Below are 18,220 nucleotides of genomic sequence, written 5' to 3'. Positions count from 1 at the left end.
GACGACCCCGGGAGACGAGATGGCTCAGGCTATGCGATTCACGCGTCTGAACCTGCCGCTGCTCGCGGTCACTCTGGTGATCGCGGCAGCGGTGATCTTGGTGATCGCCGATCGGTGGCGACGCGGAGCGTTCGTCTTCGGCGGCGCCACCATCCTCGCCGGCCTGTTCCGCTGGGCTCTCGACGAGGACAAGGTCGGTGTCCTCGCGGTACGCGGCAAGGCGTTCGACGTCGCCTCGATGATGGTCGTCGGCGGAATCGTGGTGGCGCTCGCCGCGTCGATCGACCCGCTGGGAACCGACTAGCCCTCGGCGAGCTTCATCAGTTCGACGAGGAGCTTCGCGACCTCGTCGGCCTCGGTGAGGAATCCGTCGTGTCCGTCGCGGGAGACGAGCACACGCAGGTCGCCCGATCCCGGGAGCAGATCGGCGATCTCCTGCTGCAGGCGCAGCGGGTACAGGCGGTCGGAGTCGACGCCGGCGACGATCGTCGGGACCGGGGTGGACGCGAGTGCGGCCTCGACGCCGCCGCGTCCGCGCCCGACGTCGTGCCGGTTCATCACGTCGGACAACACCACGTAGGTACCGGGATCGAAACGCGCGACGAGCTTGCGCGCCTGGTGCTCGAGATAGCTCTGCACGGCGTACCGGCCGCCGCGCCACGGGTCCTCGTCGTCCTGGGGTAGATTCCCGAAGCGCGTGTCGAGTTCGAGTTCGGTCCGGTAGGTGAGGTGCGCGATGGTCCGGGCGATGGCGAGTCCGGCTTCGGGACGCCGCCCCGTGCCGTAGTAGTCGCCGCCCTGCCAGTCGGGGTCGGCCGTGATGGCAGCCATCTGCGCGGTCTGGGTGCCGATCTGGTCGGCGGTCGCGCGGGCACCGGTGGCGAGGACGAGCGACGCTCGCACCCGCTCCGGGTACGCGATGATCCACTCGAGGGTGCGCATGCCACCCATCGATCCGCCGGTCACGGCGGCGAGGACGTCGATGCCGAGCCTGTCGAGCAGCGCCACCTCGGCCGCCACCTGGTCGCGTACGGTGATCAGCGGGAAGCGGGATCCCCAGGCCTTGCCGTCGGGTGCGGTGCTGCCGGGGCCGGTGGTGCCGCGGCACCCGCCGAGAATGTTCGTCGAAACCACGCACCAGCGGTCGGTGTCGATCGGAGCACCGGGGCCGACCATGCCCGACCACCAGCCGGGGGACGGATGGTCCGGTCCGGCGGGGCCGGTGACGTGCGAGTCGCCGGTGAGGGCGTGTTCGACGAGCACCACGTTGTCGCGGGCGGGGGACAGTTCGCCCCACCTCTGCACGGCGACGGTGACGTTCGGCAGCGTCTCGCCGCTCTCGAGCGCGAGATCGCCGATGTCGATGGTGTCGAGGCGTCCGTCTGCCGGGGGCAGTTCGACGCGACGCCGCTCGGTGCCCGCCGTCAAGAGATGACCGCCTCGAGGCTCGCGGTGGGCCGGCAGCGCCGGCTGCGGATGTCGGTCATCGTGTCCTTCCGGCGGTGATGGGAGGTGTGATCGTGACTTGGGTGCGACAGCACATCATCATCTCAGTCCTCCCGACAACAGGCTTGTCGGTGGGGTTCCACCGACCGTGTCATCACCCGGAGCACCCCACCCCGGTCGGAGGGTTGCCGGCCAGCAAGCCGGGGCTTGACGCTGGCACTCATGACTTTCCCGGCAGTCTAGCGACTCTCCGTTGCAGGGTCTTTATGCACCCTCTGAACATCCCTGACCAGCAGGAAAGTTACCGGTCGGTAGGGCGTGAGGGTGGGACGAGGCGCTTTGCGGTCGTCGGCAATAGCAGTACGCTTGTCATGTTTGGCCGCGGTTCAGGACGTGGACACGGCCATGCTCGCTGCTCGCGAGCCGACGGCGACCGCACCCACAAAGTGCGGTCGATTGGGGACCTACAGAAACGTCCTAGGAGGACACGAAACGCATATGTCCAAGATCAAGGTTGAAGGTAAGGTCGTCGAACTCGACGGCGACGAGATGACCCGCATCATCTGGCAGTTCATCAAGGACAAGCTGATCCACCCGTACCTGGACGTGGATCTCGAGTACTACGACCTCGGCGTGGAGAACCGCGACGCCACCGACGACCAGGTGACGGTCGATGCGGCGAACGCCATCAAGAAGCACAACGTCGGCGTCAAGTGCGCCACCATCACCCCCGACGAAGCGCGTGTCGAGGAGTTCGGCCTGAAGAAGATGTGGCGGTCGCCCAACGGCACCATCCGTAACATCCTCGGCGGCACCATCTTCCGCGCGCCCATCATCATCTCGAACGTGCCGCGTCTGGTGCCGGGCTGGACCAAGCCCGTCATCGTCGGCCGTCACGCGTTCGGCGATCAGTACCGCGCCACCGACTTCAAGGTCGACCGCCCGGGCACCGTCACCATCACCTTCACGCCCGAGGACGGCAGCGAGCCGATCCAGCACGAGGTCTGCCAGATCCCCGAGGACGGCGGCGTCGTGATGGGTATGTACAACTACAAGAAGTCCATCCAGGACTTCGCGCGCGCCTCGCTCTCGTACGGCCTGCAGCGCAACTACCCGGTCTACCTGTCGACCAAGAACACGATCCTGAAGGCCTACGACGGCATGTTCAAGGACGAGTTCCAGCGGATCTACGAGGAAGAGTTCAAGGCGGAGTTCGACGCCGCCGGTCTCACCTACGAGCACCGCCTCATCGACGACATGGTCGCATCGTCCCTCAAGTGGGAGGGCGGCTACGTCTGGGCCTGCAAGAACTACGACGGCGACGTCCAGTCCGACACCGTCGCGCAGGGCTACGGCTCGCTGGGGCTGATGACCTCCGTCCTGATGACCCCGGATGGCAAGACCGTCGAGGCGGAGGCCGCACACGGCACCGTCACCCGGCACTACCGTCAGCACCAGCAGGGCAAGCCGACGTCGACGAACCCGATCGCGTCGATCTTCGCCTGGACCCGTGGCCTCGAGCACCGCGGCAAGCTGGACAACACCCCCGAGGTCATCGAGTTCGCGCAGCAGCTCGAGGACGTCGTCATCAAGACCGTCGAAGCCGGTCAGATGACCAAGGACCTCGCACTGCTCGTCGGCCCGGAGCAGGGCTGGCTGACCACCGAGGAGTTCCTCGGCGCACTCGACGAGAACCTGCAGAAGGCTCGCGCCTGACCTTCGGCTCGTTTCTCGGCAGCACGAACACGGGACGCCCGCACCGGGCGTCCCGTGTCGTGTTCCTGAGCACTCCCGGCACGGGCTACCGTTCCGTGTACCACTGTCAGTCGCATCACCGCCGTAGTGCCCGGGAGGAGGACGGCCGTGACCACCACTGCCACCGACTCCGAAGGTCGCGGCGGGGCGCATGCCCGCCGGCGCTTCTGGACCCGGGTGTGGGCGCTGATGTTCGGCTCGGCGCTGGCCTACCTGCCCGTCGCGCTCGCGCCGAATCTGATCCACGCGATCGCCCGCCGCACCGACGAACTGGCCTACGACCGGTCCACGCCGGTGCGCAGCGGCGTGCTCACCACCCTCACGATGGGTGAGGCCGCCGCCGTCCTCGGGGTGCTCGCCGCCCTCGTCATCGCGCTCAATCTCATCGCGTGGTCGCTCGGACCGGTCATCGCCGCCGAGGGTTCGTCCCGATCGACCGAGGCGTTGCGCCTCGAGCACCTCGAACTGTGCGGGTCGGTGTTCGGTGTCGGAGCGACGATGACCTTCGTCGCAGCGCTGCTCGACGGTCTCCCGCACTCCGTGGATCTGGCGGCGCTGCTGCTGTTCCCGGCGGTCTTCGTGATCGTGGTACTCAGCCAGGACCTGTTCCTCGCGACCCAACGCGGCGTCGGTGCCCGCCGTCGTCTGCGCCGGGAGGCGTCGCTGCTGCGCCGACGTGAACTGCTCGCCACGGCGGCGAGGCTGCGACCGGGCGACCCGCGGGTCGCCGGCCACCCCTTCGCGGCGCTCGCCGTCGAACTCGCGGTCCTGGCCGTCGTCACGGTGGTGACGGGGCTCCTCATGATCGTGGTGTTCGACGACGAGTCGGGCTCCGGGCCCTTCCTGGATTCCTCGGACATGGTCTTCGTGGTGGTCACGTCCGCGATCACGATGTTCACGGCCGTCGTCCTCGTGCTGTGGACGGTCCGCTGCTGGTTGCTCCGCCGATACGTCGGCGCGGTCCTGGCCGCGGCGTTGGGTGGCACCCTCTACGTCGTGGTCGCTGCGGGAATCGTGTGGGCGGCACTCGACGAGGACGCCGTCGCCGAGGCGATCGCCTCCGCCGCCGTCCTGTACACCTGGATAGTCCTGCCGGCTGCCGTCCTGCTCCTCGGCACCGTCGGGGTGGGCCGTCGGGGTCGCTTCCCGGGTGTCACCGCCGCCCTGCGCGCCGCGGTGCTGCGCGAGCGGTACCGGGTGCGGCGCGCCGAGCTCGACGGTGGTCGGAGAAACGGTCGAGCGGAGGGTTCCGTCCCGCCGCTCCGTCATCTGATCGTGCGGGCGCGCACCGTCGCCCGTGTCGCTCCGGCGGACCGGACATGACGACGGGGACGTCCTCCTCGGAGGACGGCCCCGTCGATCCACTCGTCTACCGGTGCGCGCCCACCGGATCGCGGTGCGTTGCGCGCTGCCGCTCCGTCTGCTCGGTCAGCAGGTGGCCGAACAGACCCCCGGCGCGCAGCCATTCCCACTCGAGGGGAGTGTCGATCCGGGAGAGCGCCGTGCCCTCCCACACGATCTCGCCTGCACGGCGGACCCGGACGGTGATCTCGGTGGTCGATCCGAGAGCGGCCAGTCCACCACCGTCGACTTGGGGAGCCCGGTGATCCCGACGAGTTCGCGCAGCGTCCGGATCGGGTGCTCGGCGTCGAATGCGTTGAGCAGATCGAACGCGCGGGCGACGCTCCGCACGCCGCCGTCGGCTCCGGCGACCGTCGATGCCTGTGTCATGCGAGTCACTCCAGGCCCACAGAACAGTCCGAGCAATCCGCAGAATGGAACACATGAGTGTTTCCCAGTAGAGATATTTCGGTAATAGGGTGTGTCGTTGCACTTGATTCACACCGCGCTGCTTGATCATTGACGAATGGCAGGGAAGAAGACTGGTTCCGGCGAGGAGCCCAACTACCGGAAAGCCAAGCAACGTGGCGCTCGACGCGATTTCGAGGCGTTGCGTGACCGGCGAATGCGCGCCGCGGAGATGTTCGCCGCAGGACGACGACAGATCGATGTCGCGGTCGAACTGGAGGTGACCCAGCAGACCGCCTCACGCTGGTATCGGCAATGGGCCGACGGGGGCAGTGACGCACTCGAAGGGCCCAGGCGAGCTGGACGCCGGCCCCGCCTCGACGACACCCAGATCGAAGTGATCCGAGAGGAATTGCTCAAAGGACCCCAAGCTCATGGCTTCGCCACCGGGGTGTGGACCCTGGGACGGGTCGCGATCGTCATCGAGCGGCTCACCGGCGTGACCTACGGACCCACCCAGACCTGGACGATCCTGCGGACCCGGCTCGGCTGGAGCCGGCGGCGGCCCGCACGGCGCGCGGTCGAACGCGACGAGGACGCCATCGTCGCCTGGCGCGAGAGATGAGTGGCCGCGGATAAAAAAATAGCGCGGCGCCGAGGTGCATGGATCTGCTTCCAGGACGAAAGCGGCGTCTCGCTGCTCCCGGTGGTCCGCGCAACCTGGGCGCCGAAAGGCGACACACCCGTTCTGCATCACCGGTTCTCCTGGAAACGCCTGTCGATGGCCGGAGTCCTGGCCTATCGGCCCGACCGCAGTCGCAGTGCGTTTGTGTTCTCCATGACCGACGGTGCCTACAACACCGACAAACTCATCGAGTTCCTCACCGAACTGCGTGGCCACTTCGCCGGCGAGAAGCTCATCGTGCTCTGGGACGGACTGATGGCCCACCGGTCCCGGGCGATGACCGCGTGGCTGGCGACCCAGCGCGACTGGCTCCACGTCGAACGTCTCCCGGCGTATGCGCCCGAGCTCAATCCCATCGAACAAGTCTGGGGCAACATGAAATCCACCGAACTGGCCAACCTGTGCCCCGATACTCTCGACGAGGTTCGTGTGGCGACCGAGGCAGGGCTGACCCGGATCGGGTCGAGCTACGACCTGTGTCACGGCTTCCTCGACCACACCAGGCTCTCGTTATGATCTACGCTCACTCAATTACCGAACCATCTTTAACCGTGCAGTAGCCATCTCTGATGAGGTGGCTGATCTCCTGAAGCAGTAGTCGGGTGCTGAGCGCTCACACGCTCAGGAGCTTGGTCCCCTCCAACGACGAATTCAGATCATCGTTGAAATTCTTCACCGCCAGGCGCAAGACCAAACCGATCAGCAGGACCGGCAGAGTGAACAGCAACAGGAAGCCTAGCGCCTTCCAGTAGTCGGCATCGTAAATTCCCGCGATAGCCGCGCGCACCGCTGTCGTGGCATGGGAGACCGGGACGAACGGGCTGATGTTCTGGAACCACTCCGGCAGGACCGCCAACGGATACGCACCCCCACCCGCGGAGATCTGCACGACCAGCAGGAGCACCCCTATTGCCTTACCCGCCTCGCCAAATGCAAGCACAAGCGTGTACGTGATGAGCGAGAAGACGAACGACATCACCCACCCGGCGAGGATCAACAGGAACGGGTGCGCCGGACGAACCCCGACGAAGCCGATGAGGCCCACGAAGAGGATCGTGCTCTGCAGAAGAGCCATCCCGCCGAAGATCGCGTAGTGGCCGAAATACTCCTGCCACGGCTTGAGCGGCTTATCGAGCGGTGGAAGCGACTCGCGCGAGACCTCGGTGCGGATGAGCACCGCGAGCAGCAGCGAACCCACCCAGAGCCCGAGGACCGTGTACAGCGGCGCCATCTGCGAACCGAAGTTGTCGACCTTGAACACCGGGATTTCCTTGAGGTTCACCGGAGAGGCGAGCTGGGAGGCGAACGTCGCCGGGTTCGAGCCGATGATCTCGGTCACCTTGCTGAGGTCACCGGTGTTCTCGGCACGCGCGAGGGCCGCCTCGAGATCGGCAAAGATATCCGAGGTCCCACGGAGATCGCTCGCGAGCAGCCGGACCGCGGTCTCCGCGTCGGAGAGGCCGGCACTCAGCGAACCCGCCCCGGCGGACAGCGACTGCTCCGCTGCTCGCAGATCCTGACCGATACCCGCGAAGTTCCCCTCCACTCTGGAGAGGTCGCCTGCGAGTCGGTCGAGCTTCGGCCGCAGGCTGTTGGTGTACTGGTCCCGCGCCCCGACGATCGCTGCCTGTACGGCATCCACGTCCCGCAGGATTGCGCTGCGCGCCGCGGCAACGTCACCCGTCGACTGGGGACCGGCCGCCGCCGCGTCGAGGCGCTGCTCGAGAGCCTCCTGACGGTCGACGATGCCAGCGACTCGATCGGCGAGAAGATTCACAGCGTCCCGGGTCACAGGGTCCAGACCTGCCGCCGATGCCTGGTCCCGCAACCGATCACGAAGCTGGGCGTACGACTCGGCCTGCTGCCCGACTATCCAGGAGGCCTGCGACAGCGTCGCCACGGACTGCGGCGACGGCGAGTTGCCCAAGATCCGGTCGACCTCGGCACGAAGAGCCTCGAAGCTTCCGGCGCTGGCGCTGAAGGCCTGCGAGAGTCGCTCGGACGTCGATGCGAGGACGTCCCGGGCGGAGGTGACGGCACCGGCACCCTGTCCGATCGCTCCGGAGGTGTCCCGCACGGCATCGGACGATGCGGTGGCGAGCGAACCGGCGCTGGAGAGCAGACTGTCGGCAGACGAGAGCACCACTGCGAAGATGTCGGCAGTGCCGGCTGCCGAATTCAGCTGGGTGGAGATCCCGCCCACCGAAGCCTGCAGCCGGTCCAGAGTCTGCTGCGTCTCGGAGCCCTCGAGATAGGTGGCCAATGACGACACCAGCGCCAGGCCGACCTCGTTGAGGGTCTTGGTAAAGCTGGTGTTGATCTGCGTCGATACCTCCGTCGCGGCCTCGCCGGTGATCAGCGAGGAGAGTGCGTTCTTCTTCTCGTTGACGTAGAGGTCGATCTCCACCGGCGAGGCGCCGGGGGCGATGAAGGTCAGCATCTTCTGGCTGAAGTCCTTCGGCAGCACGATCGCTGCGTAGTACTCCTCGGACTTGGTGCCCTCGATCGCTTCTTCCTCCGAGACGAACTGCCAGTCGATGTCGCTGTTGGCGCGCAGCTGCGAGACCACCTGGTCGCCCACGTTCACGCGCATCGGGAACAGGTCGCTCTCGAAACCCTCGTCGGCGCTGGCGACCGCGACCTCGAGGTTGTTGACGTTGTCGAACGGGTCCCAGCTCGACAACACGTTGAACCACGCGAAGAAGGAGGGGATCAGTATGACGCCGACGAGCACCACCGCCGCGACCACGTTGCTGGTGGCCTGACGGAAGTCATGACGGATCAGGGTGATGATGTTGTTCACGCGTTCTGTCCCTGCTTCTCAAGCTGGTCGAGTCGGGCGTCCGACCTGATCGCGATATCTTCCTGTGCCAGAGCTCGCTTCAACGCATCGTCTGGAAGATCGCTGACCTCTGCGCCGTACAGGACGTTCTGGTTGATGTACTCGACCACCACGATCGAACCCATAACGAGAAGGCACAGGAGCCCCCACAGCCCGAGGACTGTGGCCTTCTCATCGGGGAAGACGGACCCGATCACGAAGAGAACCACGGACCCGATCACGCCGGCGAACAGTGCGGCGCGCTGCGCGGCCTTGTGGTTGGTGTCCAGCCAACGACGCTTGCGGGCGTTGTCCTCCCGGAACTTGTCCCGATCGGTCAGGGCCTGCACCAACTGGGTGAGCCTGTGACGGGAGCCGAGGATCTGCACGTCCTCGCTCAGGAACAGACCGGTATCGGCCAACTTGCTGTTGAACAATCGAGCGAAGTTGCCCAGCCGCTGGCGGAGGAACAGCCCGAGGATGAAGGCCAGCGCGGCGAAGAGTACGAGTACGGCCATGCACCGGAGGTAGTGCAAGCCGTAAAAGCCGCCGATGGTCTCGCGCAGCGCGTCGATCCCGTACGTGAACGGGAAGAACGGGAACAACGCCCGGAAGAAGTCCGGCATCATCTCGATCGGATAGATTCCCGAGGCGCCGGGAATCTGCATGATCACCAGCAACACGGCTATGCCCTTACCGATGTAGCCGAAGGACACCGAGAGCGCATAGATGATGGACATGTAGACGAGGCCGATGAACACCGCCGTGGCGACGAACACGACGGGGTTGACCGTCTGGACGCCGATCACCACATTGCCGATGCTCACCAGCAGCGCCTGGATGACGTTCATCACCGCGAACAGCAGCCAGCGCCCGAAGTACGCCTGCCGCACCGTCAGGCCCTCGACATCCTCGTCGTCGACCTCGAGCTTGAACAGCACCATCAACACGAACCCGGCGATCCACAGCGACAGGTTGGTGAACAGGGGCGCCATCGACGAGCCGTAGGCCGGCACCGGGAACAGGTCGTTCTCGTGGACCACCACGGGCCCCGCCATGAATTCGGCGATCGTGTCCGGGTCGAGCGAGGTCAGTGTGCTCACCTGGTTGAGGAGGTCCGTGGCACTGATCGCACTGAGGTCGGTCTGCAGGGCGATGAGATCCGATTGCACGTCCGCGAGGTTCCCGTCCAGCGACGACACTGCGGTGCCGGTCTCATCCATGACCGATTCCAGTTCGGTGAGCATGCCAACGGCCTCGCCCACGAGCACACGCTGCGAATCGAGCGCCGAGGAGAACGCCCCGACGGTCGCGGACAGCGACGACATGGACTGGTTGAGCCCCGGGAAGGTCCCCGACAACACACTCTGCAGCGCGCCGGAGGAACGCTGGGCGGCGGCCATGGCCTCCGACGCGGCGGCCGTCTGATCGGCCACCGTGGACACACCAGCCTGCGCGGCCTCCAGGGTCGCCAGGAGCTCCTGATCGCGGACCGTCTGCGCTTCGAGCGCGCCGATCACCTGGTTCAGCTGGTTCTTGAGCGGCAGCCCGTCAGGGGTGGCGGCGACGAGAGGAAGCATGGTGGCGAGTAGCGCCTGATTTGCGGTGATCACCGCCTGCACATCACGCTGAGCTGTGCTGAGAGCCGACCGGGCCGCGTCGGCGCCGACCGCGACCTGCCCGACGCTCTCGTTGAGGCGGGTGGTGGCGCCCGTGAGGTTCGCCGTGCCGGAGACGTAGGCGCCGGTCAGGGTGTCGGAGAACTTGACCAGGTCGCCCTGGACCTCGTTGACGAGGCCCTGCGCGTCGGAGACCGCTGCGGTGACGTCCCCGATGGCCGCGTCCACCCGCTCCAGGGCTCGCCTGGCATCGGTGAGCGCCGCCGCCCCGGGCTCGAGCGTGCCGTTCAACTCGGTCAGGGTCGTGCGGGTGGCCTGGACCGTCGCGAGGGCCTGGTCCAACGCGGTCAGCGTCTGGCTGCGCGAATCGACCAGCCAGTCTCCCGCATCGACCCCGGCCTGCTCGGCTTCCTTGGCGATGGTCTGTGCGACGGTGGAGACGAAGTTCGAGTTGATCTGCGTGTCGAGCGTGGACGCACCGACCTCGGTGATCTTCGGGGCGATCGCGTTGGCCTTCTCGTTGGTGTAGTACTCGAGTTCCGGCCGGACGAAGTCGCCGGTGACGATGGTGAGGAGGTTCTTGCTGAAATCGGGGGGCATGACGATCGCGGCGTAGCTCTCGCCGGACCTGACCGATTCCATGGCCGCGTCCTCATCCATGAACTGCCAGCCGAGCTGGTCGTTCGACTTGAGCTGGGCCACCACCTGCTCGCCGACGTTCACTTCACCGGTCAGCTCGGTACTGGCTCCCTCGTCCTGGTTGACGACGGCGACCTTGATGTGGTCCGCGTTCCCATACGGATCCCAGAACGCGATGATGTTGACCCAGGCGTAGAGCGAGGGCAGCACCAGCAGTCCGATGATGATCGCCCACGACTTCGGAGCCCGACGGATACGCGTGAGGTCACGACGAAGCACCTTGTAGGCGTTGCGCATGCACTTTCCCCGCTTAGCTGTATGGGCATTCATGGATCGCACCGTGGATAAGGGACTTCCCCCACTTCAGTTGACTCGTGGGGTTGAGCGGTTCAGGCCGCGTGTGCGGCCTGATTGGTTGTCTCGAACGGGTACTTGCCGGGCACGTCTGCGGTCGCCTCGATGATCGCTCGGCGAACACTGTCGCGGCGGAAGCGGGATGGACACCGCGGAATCACGACACCGGGAGCGGCTCCGGCGCCGATTTCCTGCGACCGAGGAAGACTGCAGACGCCAGGAGGAAGCACACTGCGCCGACGAACGTGCCCACGTTGGCCAAGTTGGGGTCGAGCGAGGTCCCGTGGTGCAGGACGAATGCTCCGACTGCGGAGATGCCGAACGCGATCGAACCGAGGGTGTTGAGCCAGACGCTCTGCCAGTCCCTCGACTTCGGTGCCCAGTAGGTTCCGGCTCTGAACAGAATGAGTACGGCGAGGGCGCTTGAAACGAGGAAGGCGATGGAGCCTTCCGCGTTCGGATTCCAGACCAGGTGCATCTCCCCTTTCACGGTGTGGGCGTGGAGTGCGGAGCCGGTGCTGATGTTGAACAGGATCGTCCCGAGTAGCTGGACTGCGGCAGCCAGCCACAGCGCGCGGACCGCGGGACGGCCGGCGTCGACGACGGTGGCCGGTTGACTCAACGTTAGCTGTAGGAACGCGGCTGCGGTGAAGAACCAGGATCCCGCGAAGAAGAAGACGTTCGCGAGCATGACCCCCGAAGACAGCAGACAGATACGGCGCCGAACCGAGCGCGAAGAGGGCGGAGCCGATCACGAAGCCCCAGGACTGCATTCGCAGTGTCCGGTGAATCAACATGCGCCGCATGATAGTTAGAATCCCAGATACTTTCAGCACGACACTCGGTCCATTTGTCGACACGACAACCTCGTGTGATTCGACGAATCGCGCCCCTCGGGTCGACACGGAACGGGTTGCCCGCGCCGTGGCGAGCAGGACGGCTTCCTCGGTGTTACGGTCGGCCCATGCCACCCAAATCGGACGCTGGTACTCGTTTGCTGTTCCGTAACGTTCGTGTATACGACGGCGTGTCGCCGTCACTCGTCACCGGTGACGTCCTGATCGACGGGGCGACCATCGCGGGGGTGTCCAGCTCCCCTGTCGGCGAAGATCCGAGCCGGGAAACCATCGTCATCGACGGTGGAAATCGTGTCCTGATGCCGGGCATGAGTGACGCCCACGTGCATCTGGTCGGAAATGCCAACTCCTACGTCGACATGGTGGCGGGAACCGAATCCCACATCGCACTCAACGGTCTCGCCGAAGCCAAGAACATGCTGCACCGCGGATTCACCGCGGTGCGCGACATGGCCGGCGACACCGGGAGTATCAAGTCGGTGATCGACCGCGGACTCTTCGAGGGACCTCGCATCTATCCGTCGCAGGCCGCGATCTCCTAGACCGGCGGGCACGGCGACTTCGGATTCGTCTACGAGTGTCCGACAGCGCTCGGCGGAAATCAAAGTCGCGCAGAGGAAATCGGGTTCATGCGGGTGGCTGACGGGCCGGATCGCGTCCTCGCCGCCGTCCGTGAGCAGCTCAAGAAGGGCGCATCCCAGATCAAGGTGATGGTCGGCGGTGGTGCCGCGTCCATGTACGACCCGCTCTACACCGTCCAGTTCACCGATCCCGAACTTCGTGCGGCTGTGCACGCCGCCACCGACTACGGAACCTACGTCGCCACGCACGTCTACAACGTCACGGGCATCCGCCGGGCGGTCGCGGCAGGGGTGAAGTCGATCGAGCATGGCCACCTCGCCGACGAGGAGACCATCGCCCTGCTGGCGGAGAAGGATGTCTGGCTGTCGATGCAGCCGTTCGCGTTGGGAGATCACCACTACCCGGATCCGAACCGAGCCGACAAGGACAAGGAGATCTGCTCGGGAACGACAACGTATACGAGTGGGCGCGCAAGCACGGCGTCAAGACCGCATGGGGCACTGATCTCCTGCTCGAACCTCAGCTTGCGCACCGGCAGAGTGAGATGGCAGCACGCCTCGGCGATCACTACAGCAACGCCGACGCCCTCCGGATGCTCACCTCGGGCAACGCCGAATTGTTCCGGCTCGCCGGCGAGCGAGATCCGTACCGGCAGGCCCCGTTCGGGGTGATCGCCGAGGGCGCGTGGGCGGACGTCCTGCTGGTCGACGGCAATCCACTCGAAGATCTCAGCTTGCTGGCCGACCCCGCGAAACACCTCTCCGTCATCGTCAAGAACGGCAACGTGGTCAAGAACCTTCTCCAGTAGCGCACGTTAACAGACATCCGATTCCGGGTGACGTGGCCGGAATCGGTCAGTGCGTTGTACCCGAATCCGGAGGTCGAGTTGGTCGACATGCAGTCCGAGAGTTGGCAGCCACCGCCGCCAATCGTCACGAACACCGCAGGAACCCTGGTATCAGCCCGCAGCATCGAACTGCACGGGCCGTGGGGGCACGTGTTCGGCCCACTCGACCTCGACATCGACCTCGGCGGGGTCAGCGTCATCGCCGCCCAGGCCGGTGCAGTCCGAACCGCACTGCTGATGGCACTGTGCGGCCGGATGCGACTCAATGCCGGTTCGTTGACCGTCCTCGGCAACGACAAGCAGACGACGGTGTTCGCGCAGTCGTCGATCGCGTGCGTGAACGAACTCGAAGAAGTACGGCCGTCCGTCACCGTCCGCTACCTGGTCACAGAACAGCTGCGCTGGGGATTCCCCGTGGTACCGGATGGTGCCCCGGGTGAAGGAATCCGGGCCGGCGGCATCTATCCGGTGCCGACCACCGCGAAACCATTCCAGTGCATCCACCCGTTCGACCCGATGACCTACACGGTGAACGGGCTCCGGCAGCCCACCGTCGCCGGTCACGTCGACTCCAGGCTGCGGATCGCGATCGCGGTACTCACCGGCATCCTCCTCGTCACGCTCACGGCCAGCGCCGTGTCCGTGCGACGCAACCGCCGCTACACGATGGAACGCCTCTACCCCCCGATCGAGGTCTGATCCACCCCGAACCGGCCACCCCCCGCTCGACCCGTACACGCCAAGGATCGTCCGTTCGACCCGGTGGAGGAACAGATGTCAGAACGCAACTCGGCCCCCGCGGAGACTCTCGCCCCGGCATACACCGGACGGCTCGGGACCGACCCGGTCCCCGCGCTCCGCCTTCCGAAGTCCGAAACCGACCCCGAGGCGGCCTACCGGTTCATTCACGACGAGCTGATGCTCGACGGCAGTTCACGGCTGAACCTGGCCACGTTCGTCACCACCTGGATGGACCCGCAGGCCGATCGTCTGATGGCCGAGACCTTCGACAAGAACATGATCGACAAGGACGAGTACCCGGCCACCGCGGAGATCGAGACCCGCTGCGTGAACATGGTGGCCGACCTGTTCCACGCGGAGAACCTCACCGCCGATCCCGCGTCGGCAACCGGTGTGTCGACCGTGGGATCGTCCGAGGCGGTGATGCTCGCAGGTCTGGCCCTGAAGTGGCAGTGGCGGCAGAAGCGTCAGGAGGCGGGAGAGGACGCCACCCGTCCGAACCTCATCCTCGGCAGCAACGTACAGGTCGTGTGGGAGAAGTTCTGCCGCTACTTCGACGTCGAACCGAAGTACCTGCCCATGGAGAAGGGGCGCTACGTCATCACCCCGGAACAGGTCCGGGATGCAGTCGACGAGAACACCATCGGTGTCGTCGCGATCCTCGGCACCACCTTCACCGGGGAGCTCGAACCCGTCGCCGAGATCGCCGAGGCGCTGGACGAGATCGCCGCCGCAGGCGGGCCCGACGTCCCGGTGCACGTGGACGCGGCGAGTGGTGGCTTCGTGGTTCCGTTCCTGCACCCGGAACTGCAGTGGGACTTCCGGATTCCCCGTGTGGTGTCGATCAACGTCAGCGGCCACAAGTACGGCATGACCTACCCGGGCATCGGATTCGTCGTCTGGCGCTCGAAGGAGCACCTGCCCGAGGACCTGGTGTTCCGGGTCAACTACCTCGGCGGAGACATGCCGACGTTCACCCTCAACTTCTCGCGCCCCGGAAACCAGGTCGTCGGCCAGTACTACAACTTCATCCGACTCGGTGTCGCCGGCTACACCGCGATCATGGAGTCCCTGCGCGACACCGCACTGATGCCCTCCGAACGGATCTCCAAGATCGACAACATGCATGTCATCACCGACGGCACCGCCATTCCCGTTCTGTCTTTCGAAATCGTCGACGACCCGGGATTCACCGTCTTCGACGTCTCACACGAACTGCGCGCCCGCGGATTCCAGGTCCCGGCCTACACGATGCCCGCGGATGCCGAGGACGTCGCGGTTCTGCGGATCGTGCTACGCGAAGGCTTCAGTCGCGACCTGGCAGCCAAGCTGGCGGACGCCCTCGACAGCGTGACCGGGGAGCTGCGAGGCAAGAACACCGATCGACCGGCGAAGACGCACTTCGCCCACTGACCGTCGTGGGGGAAGCCGCGGTCCCGGCTTCCCCACGACCGATCCCGACAGATTGCGAGACGCAACGTGAAACGCGCCGCCGGCGAACTCATCGTGATAGACGGCCTGCCGAATCTCCGCGACATCGGTGGATGGCCGGTCTCCGACGGCAGCCACGTTCGTCGGGGTGCCCTGTACCGCTCGGTCGAACTCAACCGCCTCAGCGACGTCGGTGTCGCCGCGTCGCTGCGCTCGGCGTGCACACCGTGTTCGACCTGCGCACGGAGATGGAGCGGGCGGCGCAGCCGGACCGACTTCCCGAGGGCACCGCTCACGTGGTGGTCGACGTGCTCGCCGACGCCCCGACGGACGGGCGGAACAGCTACTCGCCGAAAGTTACCGCGACATAGTCGGATCCGACAGCGCACTGGCCGCATACCGGCATCTGTACACCGCGCTCGCCGACCCCGAGGTACGGCCGGCGCTCATCCACTGCACGACGGGCAAGGACCGGACCGGTTGGGCGGCAGCGGCCCGTCAAGGTCGCCCCACGCACGTACCGGAACTGGAAAACCGCTCCGCCGTCGGAACGGACCGTCGCCGACGCGCATGTCACGAATGCATTGCTCGGCACCGTCGGCGCCGCGGAGGGGCTGTACGGGCGCCGCAAGATGACCGTGCACCTGCGCAACCAGGGCCACGAGGTCGGCAAGCACACGGTGGATCGGTTGATGCGCGACGAGGGCCTGTCCGGTGTGACTCGTGGGCGCCGGGATCGTACTACGATCCCCGGCGGCCGGAAGGCAGATCGGGCGCCTGACCTGGTCGATCGTGACTTCACCGCCGTGGTGCCGAACCGGAAGTGGGTCACCGACTTCACCTAGAGATATTTCGGTAATAGGGTGTGTCGTTGCACTTGATTCACACCGCGCTGCTTGATCATTGACGAATGGCAGGGAAGAAGACTGGTTCCGGCGAGGAGCCCAACTACCGGAAAGCCAAGCAACGTGGCGCTCGACGCGTGACCTACGGACCCACCCAGACCTGGACGATCCTGCGGACCCGGCTCGGCTGGAGCCGGCGGCGGCCCGCACGGCGCGCGGTCGAACGCGACGAGGACGCCATCGTCGCCTGGCGCGAGAGATGAGTGGCCGCGGATAAAAAAATAGCGCGGCGCCGAGGTGCATGGATCTGCTTCCAGGACGAAAGCGGCGTCTCGCTGCTCCCGGTGGTCCGCGCAACCTGGGCGCCGAAAGGCGACACACCCGTTCTGCATCACCGGTTCTCCTGGAAACGCCTGTCGATGGCCGGAGTCCTGGCCTATCGGCCCGACCGCAGTCGCAGTGCGTTTGTGTTCTCCATGACCGACGGTGCCTACAACACCGACAAACTCATCGAGTTCCTCACCGAACTGCGTGGCCACTTCGCCGGCGAGAAGCTCATCGTGCTCTGGGACGGACTGATGGCCCACCGGTCCCGGGCGATGACCGCGTGGCTGGCGACCCAGCGCGACTGGCTCCACGTCGAACGTCTCCCGGCGTATGCGCCCGAGCTCAATCCCATCGAACAAGTCTGGGGCAACATGAAATCGACCGAACTGGCCAACCTGTGCCCCGATACTCTCGACGAGGTTCGTGTGGCGACCGAGGCAGGGCTGACCCGGATCGGGTCGAGCTACGACCGTGTGTCACGGCTTCCTCGACCACACCAGGCTCTCGTTATGATCTACGCTCACTCAATTACCGAACCATCTTTAATACTCTCGGGACGTTCCGCTGAATGAGAGAAAATGGTGAATGTGTTCCGTCTTGTGGAACTCGCGGTCGTGGGGTGAGCCACTCTCACGGCAGGCTCCTTCCACGGTGGAGCAGTGGCATCGCCGGCGTCGGCTACGGTGACCCGGTGCCTCTCGTGATCACCACCGTGAACGTCAACGGCGTGCGCGCAGCCGCAGCCAAGGGTCTCGTCGACTGGCTCGCCTCGTCGGCCGCCGACATCGTGTGCCTGCAGGAGGTGCGGGCCACCGAGAAGCAGTTCCACGCCGCGATCGCCCCGGCGCTGGAGGCCGGATGGCACTGTGTCGGCGCGGAGTCCTCGGCCAAGGGCCGCGCCGGGGTGGCGATCCTCTCGCGTGTCCCGGCGGACGCCGTCCGCGTCGGATTCGACGTCGACGAGTTCGCCTCGGCCGGCCGCTACATCGAGGCCGACTTCGGCGACGTGACGGTGGGAAGCCTCTACCTGCCGACCGGTGAAGCACAGACGCCGAAGCAGGACGAGAAGGAACACTTCATGAAGAGCTTCGCGACCTACCTCGCCGAACGGTACGCCGCGGTGACGGCCGCAGGTCGCGACATGGTGGTGTGCGGCGACTGGAACATCGCCCCTACCGAGCGGGACATCAAGAACTGGAAGGGCAACGTCAAGAAGTCCGGCTTCCTGCCCGAGGAGCGCGCGTGGGTCGGCGACCTCCTCGAGACCGGCTGGCGCGACGTGGTGCGCGACCTCCACGGCGACGTCGCGGGCCCCTATTCGTGGTGGTCGTACCGCGGCAAGGCATTCGACACCGACGCAGGCTGGCGCATCGACTACCACCTCGTGACCCCGGGCCTGGCGGCCCGCGCGAGCGAGGCCCGCGTCGAACGCGCAGCGAGCTACGACCAGCGCTGGTCCGACCATGCACCGGTGACCGTGACCTTCGATCGCTGACCGCTTCTGCGGATCGGCGCAGAAGTG

General features: G+C 65.9%; 17 protein-coding genes, 5 pseudogenes and 1 riboswitch. Of the genes and pseudogenes, 16 read left to right on the top strand and 6 right to left on the bottom strand.

Going from position 1 to position 18,220, the window contains the following annotated elements:
* Positions 1-19 precede the first annotated feature (19 nt).
* Positions 20-304 (top strand): DUF3017 domain-containing protein, encoded by a 285-nt coding sequence (locus KXC42_RS16890; RefSeq protein ID WP_033097065.1) that lies wholly within the window; start codon positions 20-22, stop codon positions 302-304.
* On the opposite strand, the gene KXC42_RS16885 is transcribed toward KXC42_RS16890, so the two are convergent.
* Positions 301-1,428 (bottom strand): homoserine O-acetyltransferase, encoded by a 1,128-nt coding sequence (locus KXC42_RS16885; protein ID WP_024101561.1) that lies wholly within the window; start codon positions 1,426-1,428, stop codon positions 301-303. The genes KXC42_RS16890 and KXC42_RS16885 overlap by 4 nt on opposite strands.
* Positions 1,429-1,562: 134 nt before the next feature.
* Positions 1,563-1,674: riboswitch (SAM riboswitch) on the bottom strand.
* A gap of 270 nt (positions 1,675-1,944) precedes the next feature.
* Between KXC42_RS16885 and KXC42_RS16880 the strand changes: the two genes are divergently transcribed.
* A complete protein-coding gene (locus KXC42_RS16880) occupies positions 1,945-3,162 on the top strand; it encodes an NADP-dependent isocitrate dehydrogenase (RefSeq protein ID WP_039584849.1) in 1,218 nt (405 codons plus the stop codon).
* A gap of 147 nt (positions 3,163-3,309) precedes the next feature.
* On the top strand, positions 3,310-4,524 hold the full coding sequence (locus KXC42_RS16875) for a hypothetical protein (RefSeq protein ID WP_219129306.1): 1,215 nt from the start codon (positions 3,310-3,312) through the stop codon (positions 4,522-4,524).
* A gap of 46 nt (positions 4,525-4,570) precedes the next feature.
* Here the strand turns inward: KXC42_RS16875 and KXC42_RS16870 are convergent, their stop codons facing one another.
* Both KXC42_RS16870 and KXC42_RS16865 read right to left on the bottom strand, forming a co-directional pair.
* Entirely contained in the window at positions 4,571-4,717 is a 147-nt protein-coding gene (locus KXC42_RS16870) for a hypothetical protein (protein ID WP_174556231.1), read from the bottom strand.
* 113 nt (positions 4,718-4,830) lie between these two features.
* A pseudogene (locus KXC42_RS16865) lies at positions 4,831-4,932 on the bottom strand (IclR family transcriptional regulator); the annotation flags it as partial.
* 136 nt (positions 4,933-5,068) lie between these two features.
* Between KXC42_RS16865 and KXC42_RS16860 the strand changes: the two are divergent.
* Positions 5,069-5,575, top strand: a complete 507-nt coding sequence (locus tag KXC42_RS16860; protein WP_200358362.1) for a winged helix-turn-helix domain-containing protein — start codon at positions 5,069-5,071, stop codon at positions 5,573-5,575.
* On the top strand, positions 5,576-6,151 hold the full coding sequence (locus KXC42_RS16855) for an IS630 family transposase (protein WP_197483277.1): 576 nt from the start codon (positions 5,576-5,578) through the stop codon (positions 6,149-6,151). It abuts the gene before it with no gap.
* Between the two features lie 97 nt (positions 6,152-6,248).
* Here KXC42_RS16855 and KXC42_RS16850 read toward each other — a convergent pair whose 3' ends face one another.
* From KXC42_RS16850 to KXC42_RS16840, 3 genes and pseudogenes are all read right to left on the bottom strand, one after another.
* Positions 6,249-8,438, bottom strand: coding sequence for a YhgE/Pip domain-containing protein (locus KXC42_RS16850; protein ID WP_039584847.1), 2,190 nt, complete (start codon positions 8,436-8,438; stop codon positions 6,249-6,251).
* The gene (locus KXC42_RS16845; RefSeq protein WP_039584846.1) at positions 8,435-11,011 is read right to left on the bottom strand and encodes a YhgE/Pip domain-containing protein; all 2,577 of its coding nucleotides are present in this window, start codon (positions 11,009-11,011) and stop codon (positions 8,435-8,437) included. The genes KXC42_RS16850 and KXC42_RS16845 overlap by 4 nt, the downstream gene beginning before the upstream one ends.
* Before the next feature lie 214 nt (positions 11,012-11,225).
* A pseudogene (locus tag KXC42_RS16840) lies at positions 11,226-11,865 on the bottom strand (hypothetical protein).
* Between the two features lie 167 nt (positions 11,866-12,032).
* On the opposite strand from KXC42_RS16840, the gene KXC42_RS16835 reads away from it, so the two are divergent.
* From KXC42_RS16835 to KXC42_RS16785, 11 genes and pseudogenes are all read left to right on the top strand, one after another.
* A complete protein-coding gene (locus tag KXC42_RS16835; protein ID WP_219129305.1) occupies positions 12,033-12,467 on the top strand; it encodes a hypothetical protein in 435 nt (144 codons plus the stop codon).
* 87 nt (positions 12,468-12,554) lie between these two features.
* On the top strand, positions 12,555-13,178 hold the full coding sequence (locus tag KXC42_RS16830) for an amidohydrolase family protein (RefSeq protein WP_219129304.1): 624 nt from the start codon (positions 12,555-12,557) through the stop codon (positions 13,176-13,178).
* A complete protein-coding gene (locus KXC42_RS16825; protein ID WP_219129303.1) occupies positions 13,175-13,315 on the top strand; it encodes a hypothetical protein in 141 nt (46 codons plus the stop codon). The genes KXC42_RS16830 and KXC42_RS16825 overlap by 4 nt, the downstream gene beginning before the upstream one ends.
* Positions 13,316-13,798: 483 nt before the next feature.
* Positions 13,799-14,053, top strand: a pseudogene (locus KXC42_RS16815) (hypothetical protein); the annotation flags it as partial.
* A 75-nt stretch (positions 14,054-14,128) separates the two neighbouring features.
* Positions 14,129-15,508, top strand: a complete 1,380-nt coding sequence (locus KXC42_RS16810) for a glutamate decarboxylase (protein WP_219129302.1) — start codon at positions 14,129-14,131, stop codon at positions 15,506-15,508.
* A gap of 66 nt (positions 15,509-15,574) precedes the next feature.
* A pseudogene (locus KXC42_RS27785) lies at positions 15,575-15,670 on the top strand (protein-tyrosine-phosphatase); the annotation flags it as partial.
* A pseudogene (locus tag KXC42_RS27780) lies at positions 15,636-15,959 on the top strand (hypothetical protein); the annotation flags it as partial. The pseudogenes KXC42_RS27785 and KXC42_RS27780, both read left to right, overlap by 35 nt.
* A 151-nt stretch (positions 15,960-16,110) precedes the next feature.
* Entirely contained in the window at positions 16,111-16,371 is a 261-nt protein-coding gene (locus tag KXC42_RS16800) for an IS3 family transposase (protein WP_219129301.1), read from the top strand.
* Positions 16,372-16,436: 65 nt separating this feature from the next.
* Complete coding sequence (locus KXC42_RS16795) at positions 16,437-16,634, top strand: winged helix-turn-helix domain-containing protein (RefSeq protein WP_200358356.1); 198 nt, start codon at positions 16,437-16,439, stop codon at positions 16,632-16,634.
* Positions 16,635-17,270, top strand: coding sequence for an IS630 family transposase (locus KXC42_RS16790; RefSeq protein WP_200358354.1), 636 nt, complete (start codon positions 16,635-16,637; stop codon positions 17,268-17,270).
* Positions 17,271-17,389: 119 nt separating this feature from the next.
* Positions 17,390-18,193, top strand: coding sequence for an exodeoxyribonuclease III (locus tag KXC42_RS16785; protein WP_019288552.1), 804 nt, complete (start codon positions 17,390-17,392; stop codon positions 18,191-18,193).
* The last annotated feature ends 27 nt before the right edge of the window (positions 18,194-18,220 follow it).

This window comes from Rhodococcus sp. LW-XY12 (genome assembly GCF_019317345.1).
In the GTDB taxonomy this organism is placed as follows: Bacteria; Actinomycetota; Actinomycetes; order Mycobacteriales; family Mycobacteriaceae; genus Rhodococcus; species Rhodococcus pyridinivorans.
Note: the sequence above shows the minus strand (reverse complement) of the source record. Positions and strands in the feature narration are given on the sequence as shown.

Excerpts from the sequence above, each read along its gene's own strand:
- KXC42_RS16890 (WP_033097065.1), top strand. The coding sequence starts at position 20 with ATGGCTCAGGCTATGCGATTCACGCGTCTGAACCTGCCGCTGCTCGCG.
- KXC42_RS16880 (WP_039584849.1), top strand. The coding sequence starts at position 1,945 with ATGTCCAAGATCAAGGTTGAAGGTAAGGTCGTCGAACTCGACGGCGAC.
- KXC42_RS16860 (WP_200358362.1), top strand. The coding sequence starts at position 5,069 with ATGGCAGGGAAGAAGACTGGTTCCGGCGAGGAGCCCAACTACCGGAAA.
- KXC42_RS16845 (WP_039584846.1), bottom strand. The coding sequence starts at position 11,011 with ATGCGCAACGCCTACAAGGTGCTTCGTCGTGACCTCACGCGTATCCGT.
- KXC42_RS16835 (WP_219129305.1), top strand. The coding sequence starts at position 12,033 with ATGCCACCCAAATCGGACGCTGGTACTCGTTTGCTGTTCCGTAACGTT.
- KXC42_RS16830 (WP_219129304.1), top strand. The coding sequence starts at position 12,555 with ATGCGGGTGGCTGACGGGCCGGATCGCGTCCTCGCCGCCGTCCGTGAG.
- KXC42_RS16810 (WP_219129302.1), top strand. The coding sequence starts at position 14,129 with ATGTCAGAACGCAACTCGGCCCCCGCGGAGACTCTCGCCCCGGCATAC.
- KXC42_RS16795 (WP_200358356.1), top strand. The coding sequence starts at position 16,437 with ATGGCAGGGAAGAAGACTGGTTCCGGCGAGGAGCCCAACTACCGGAAA.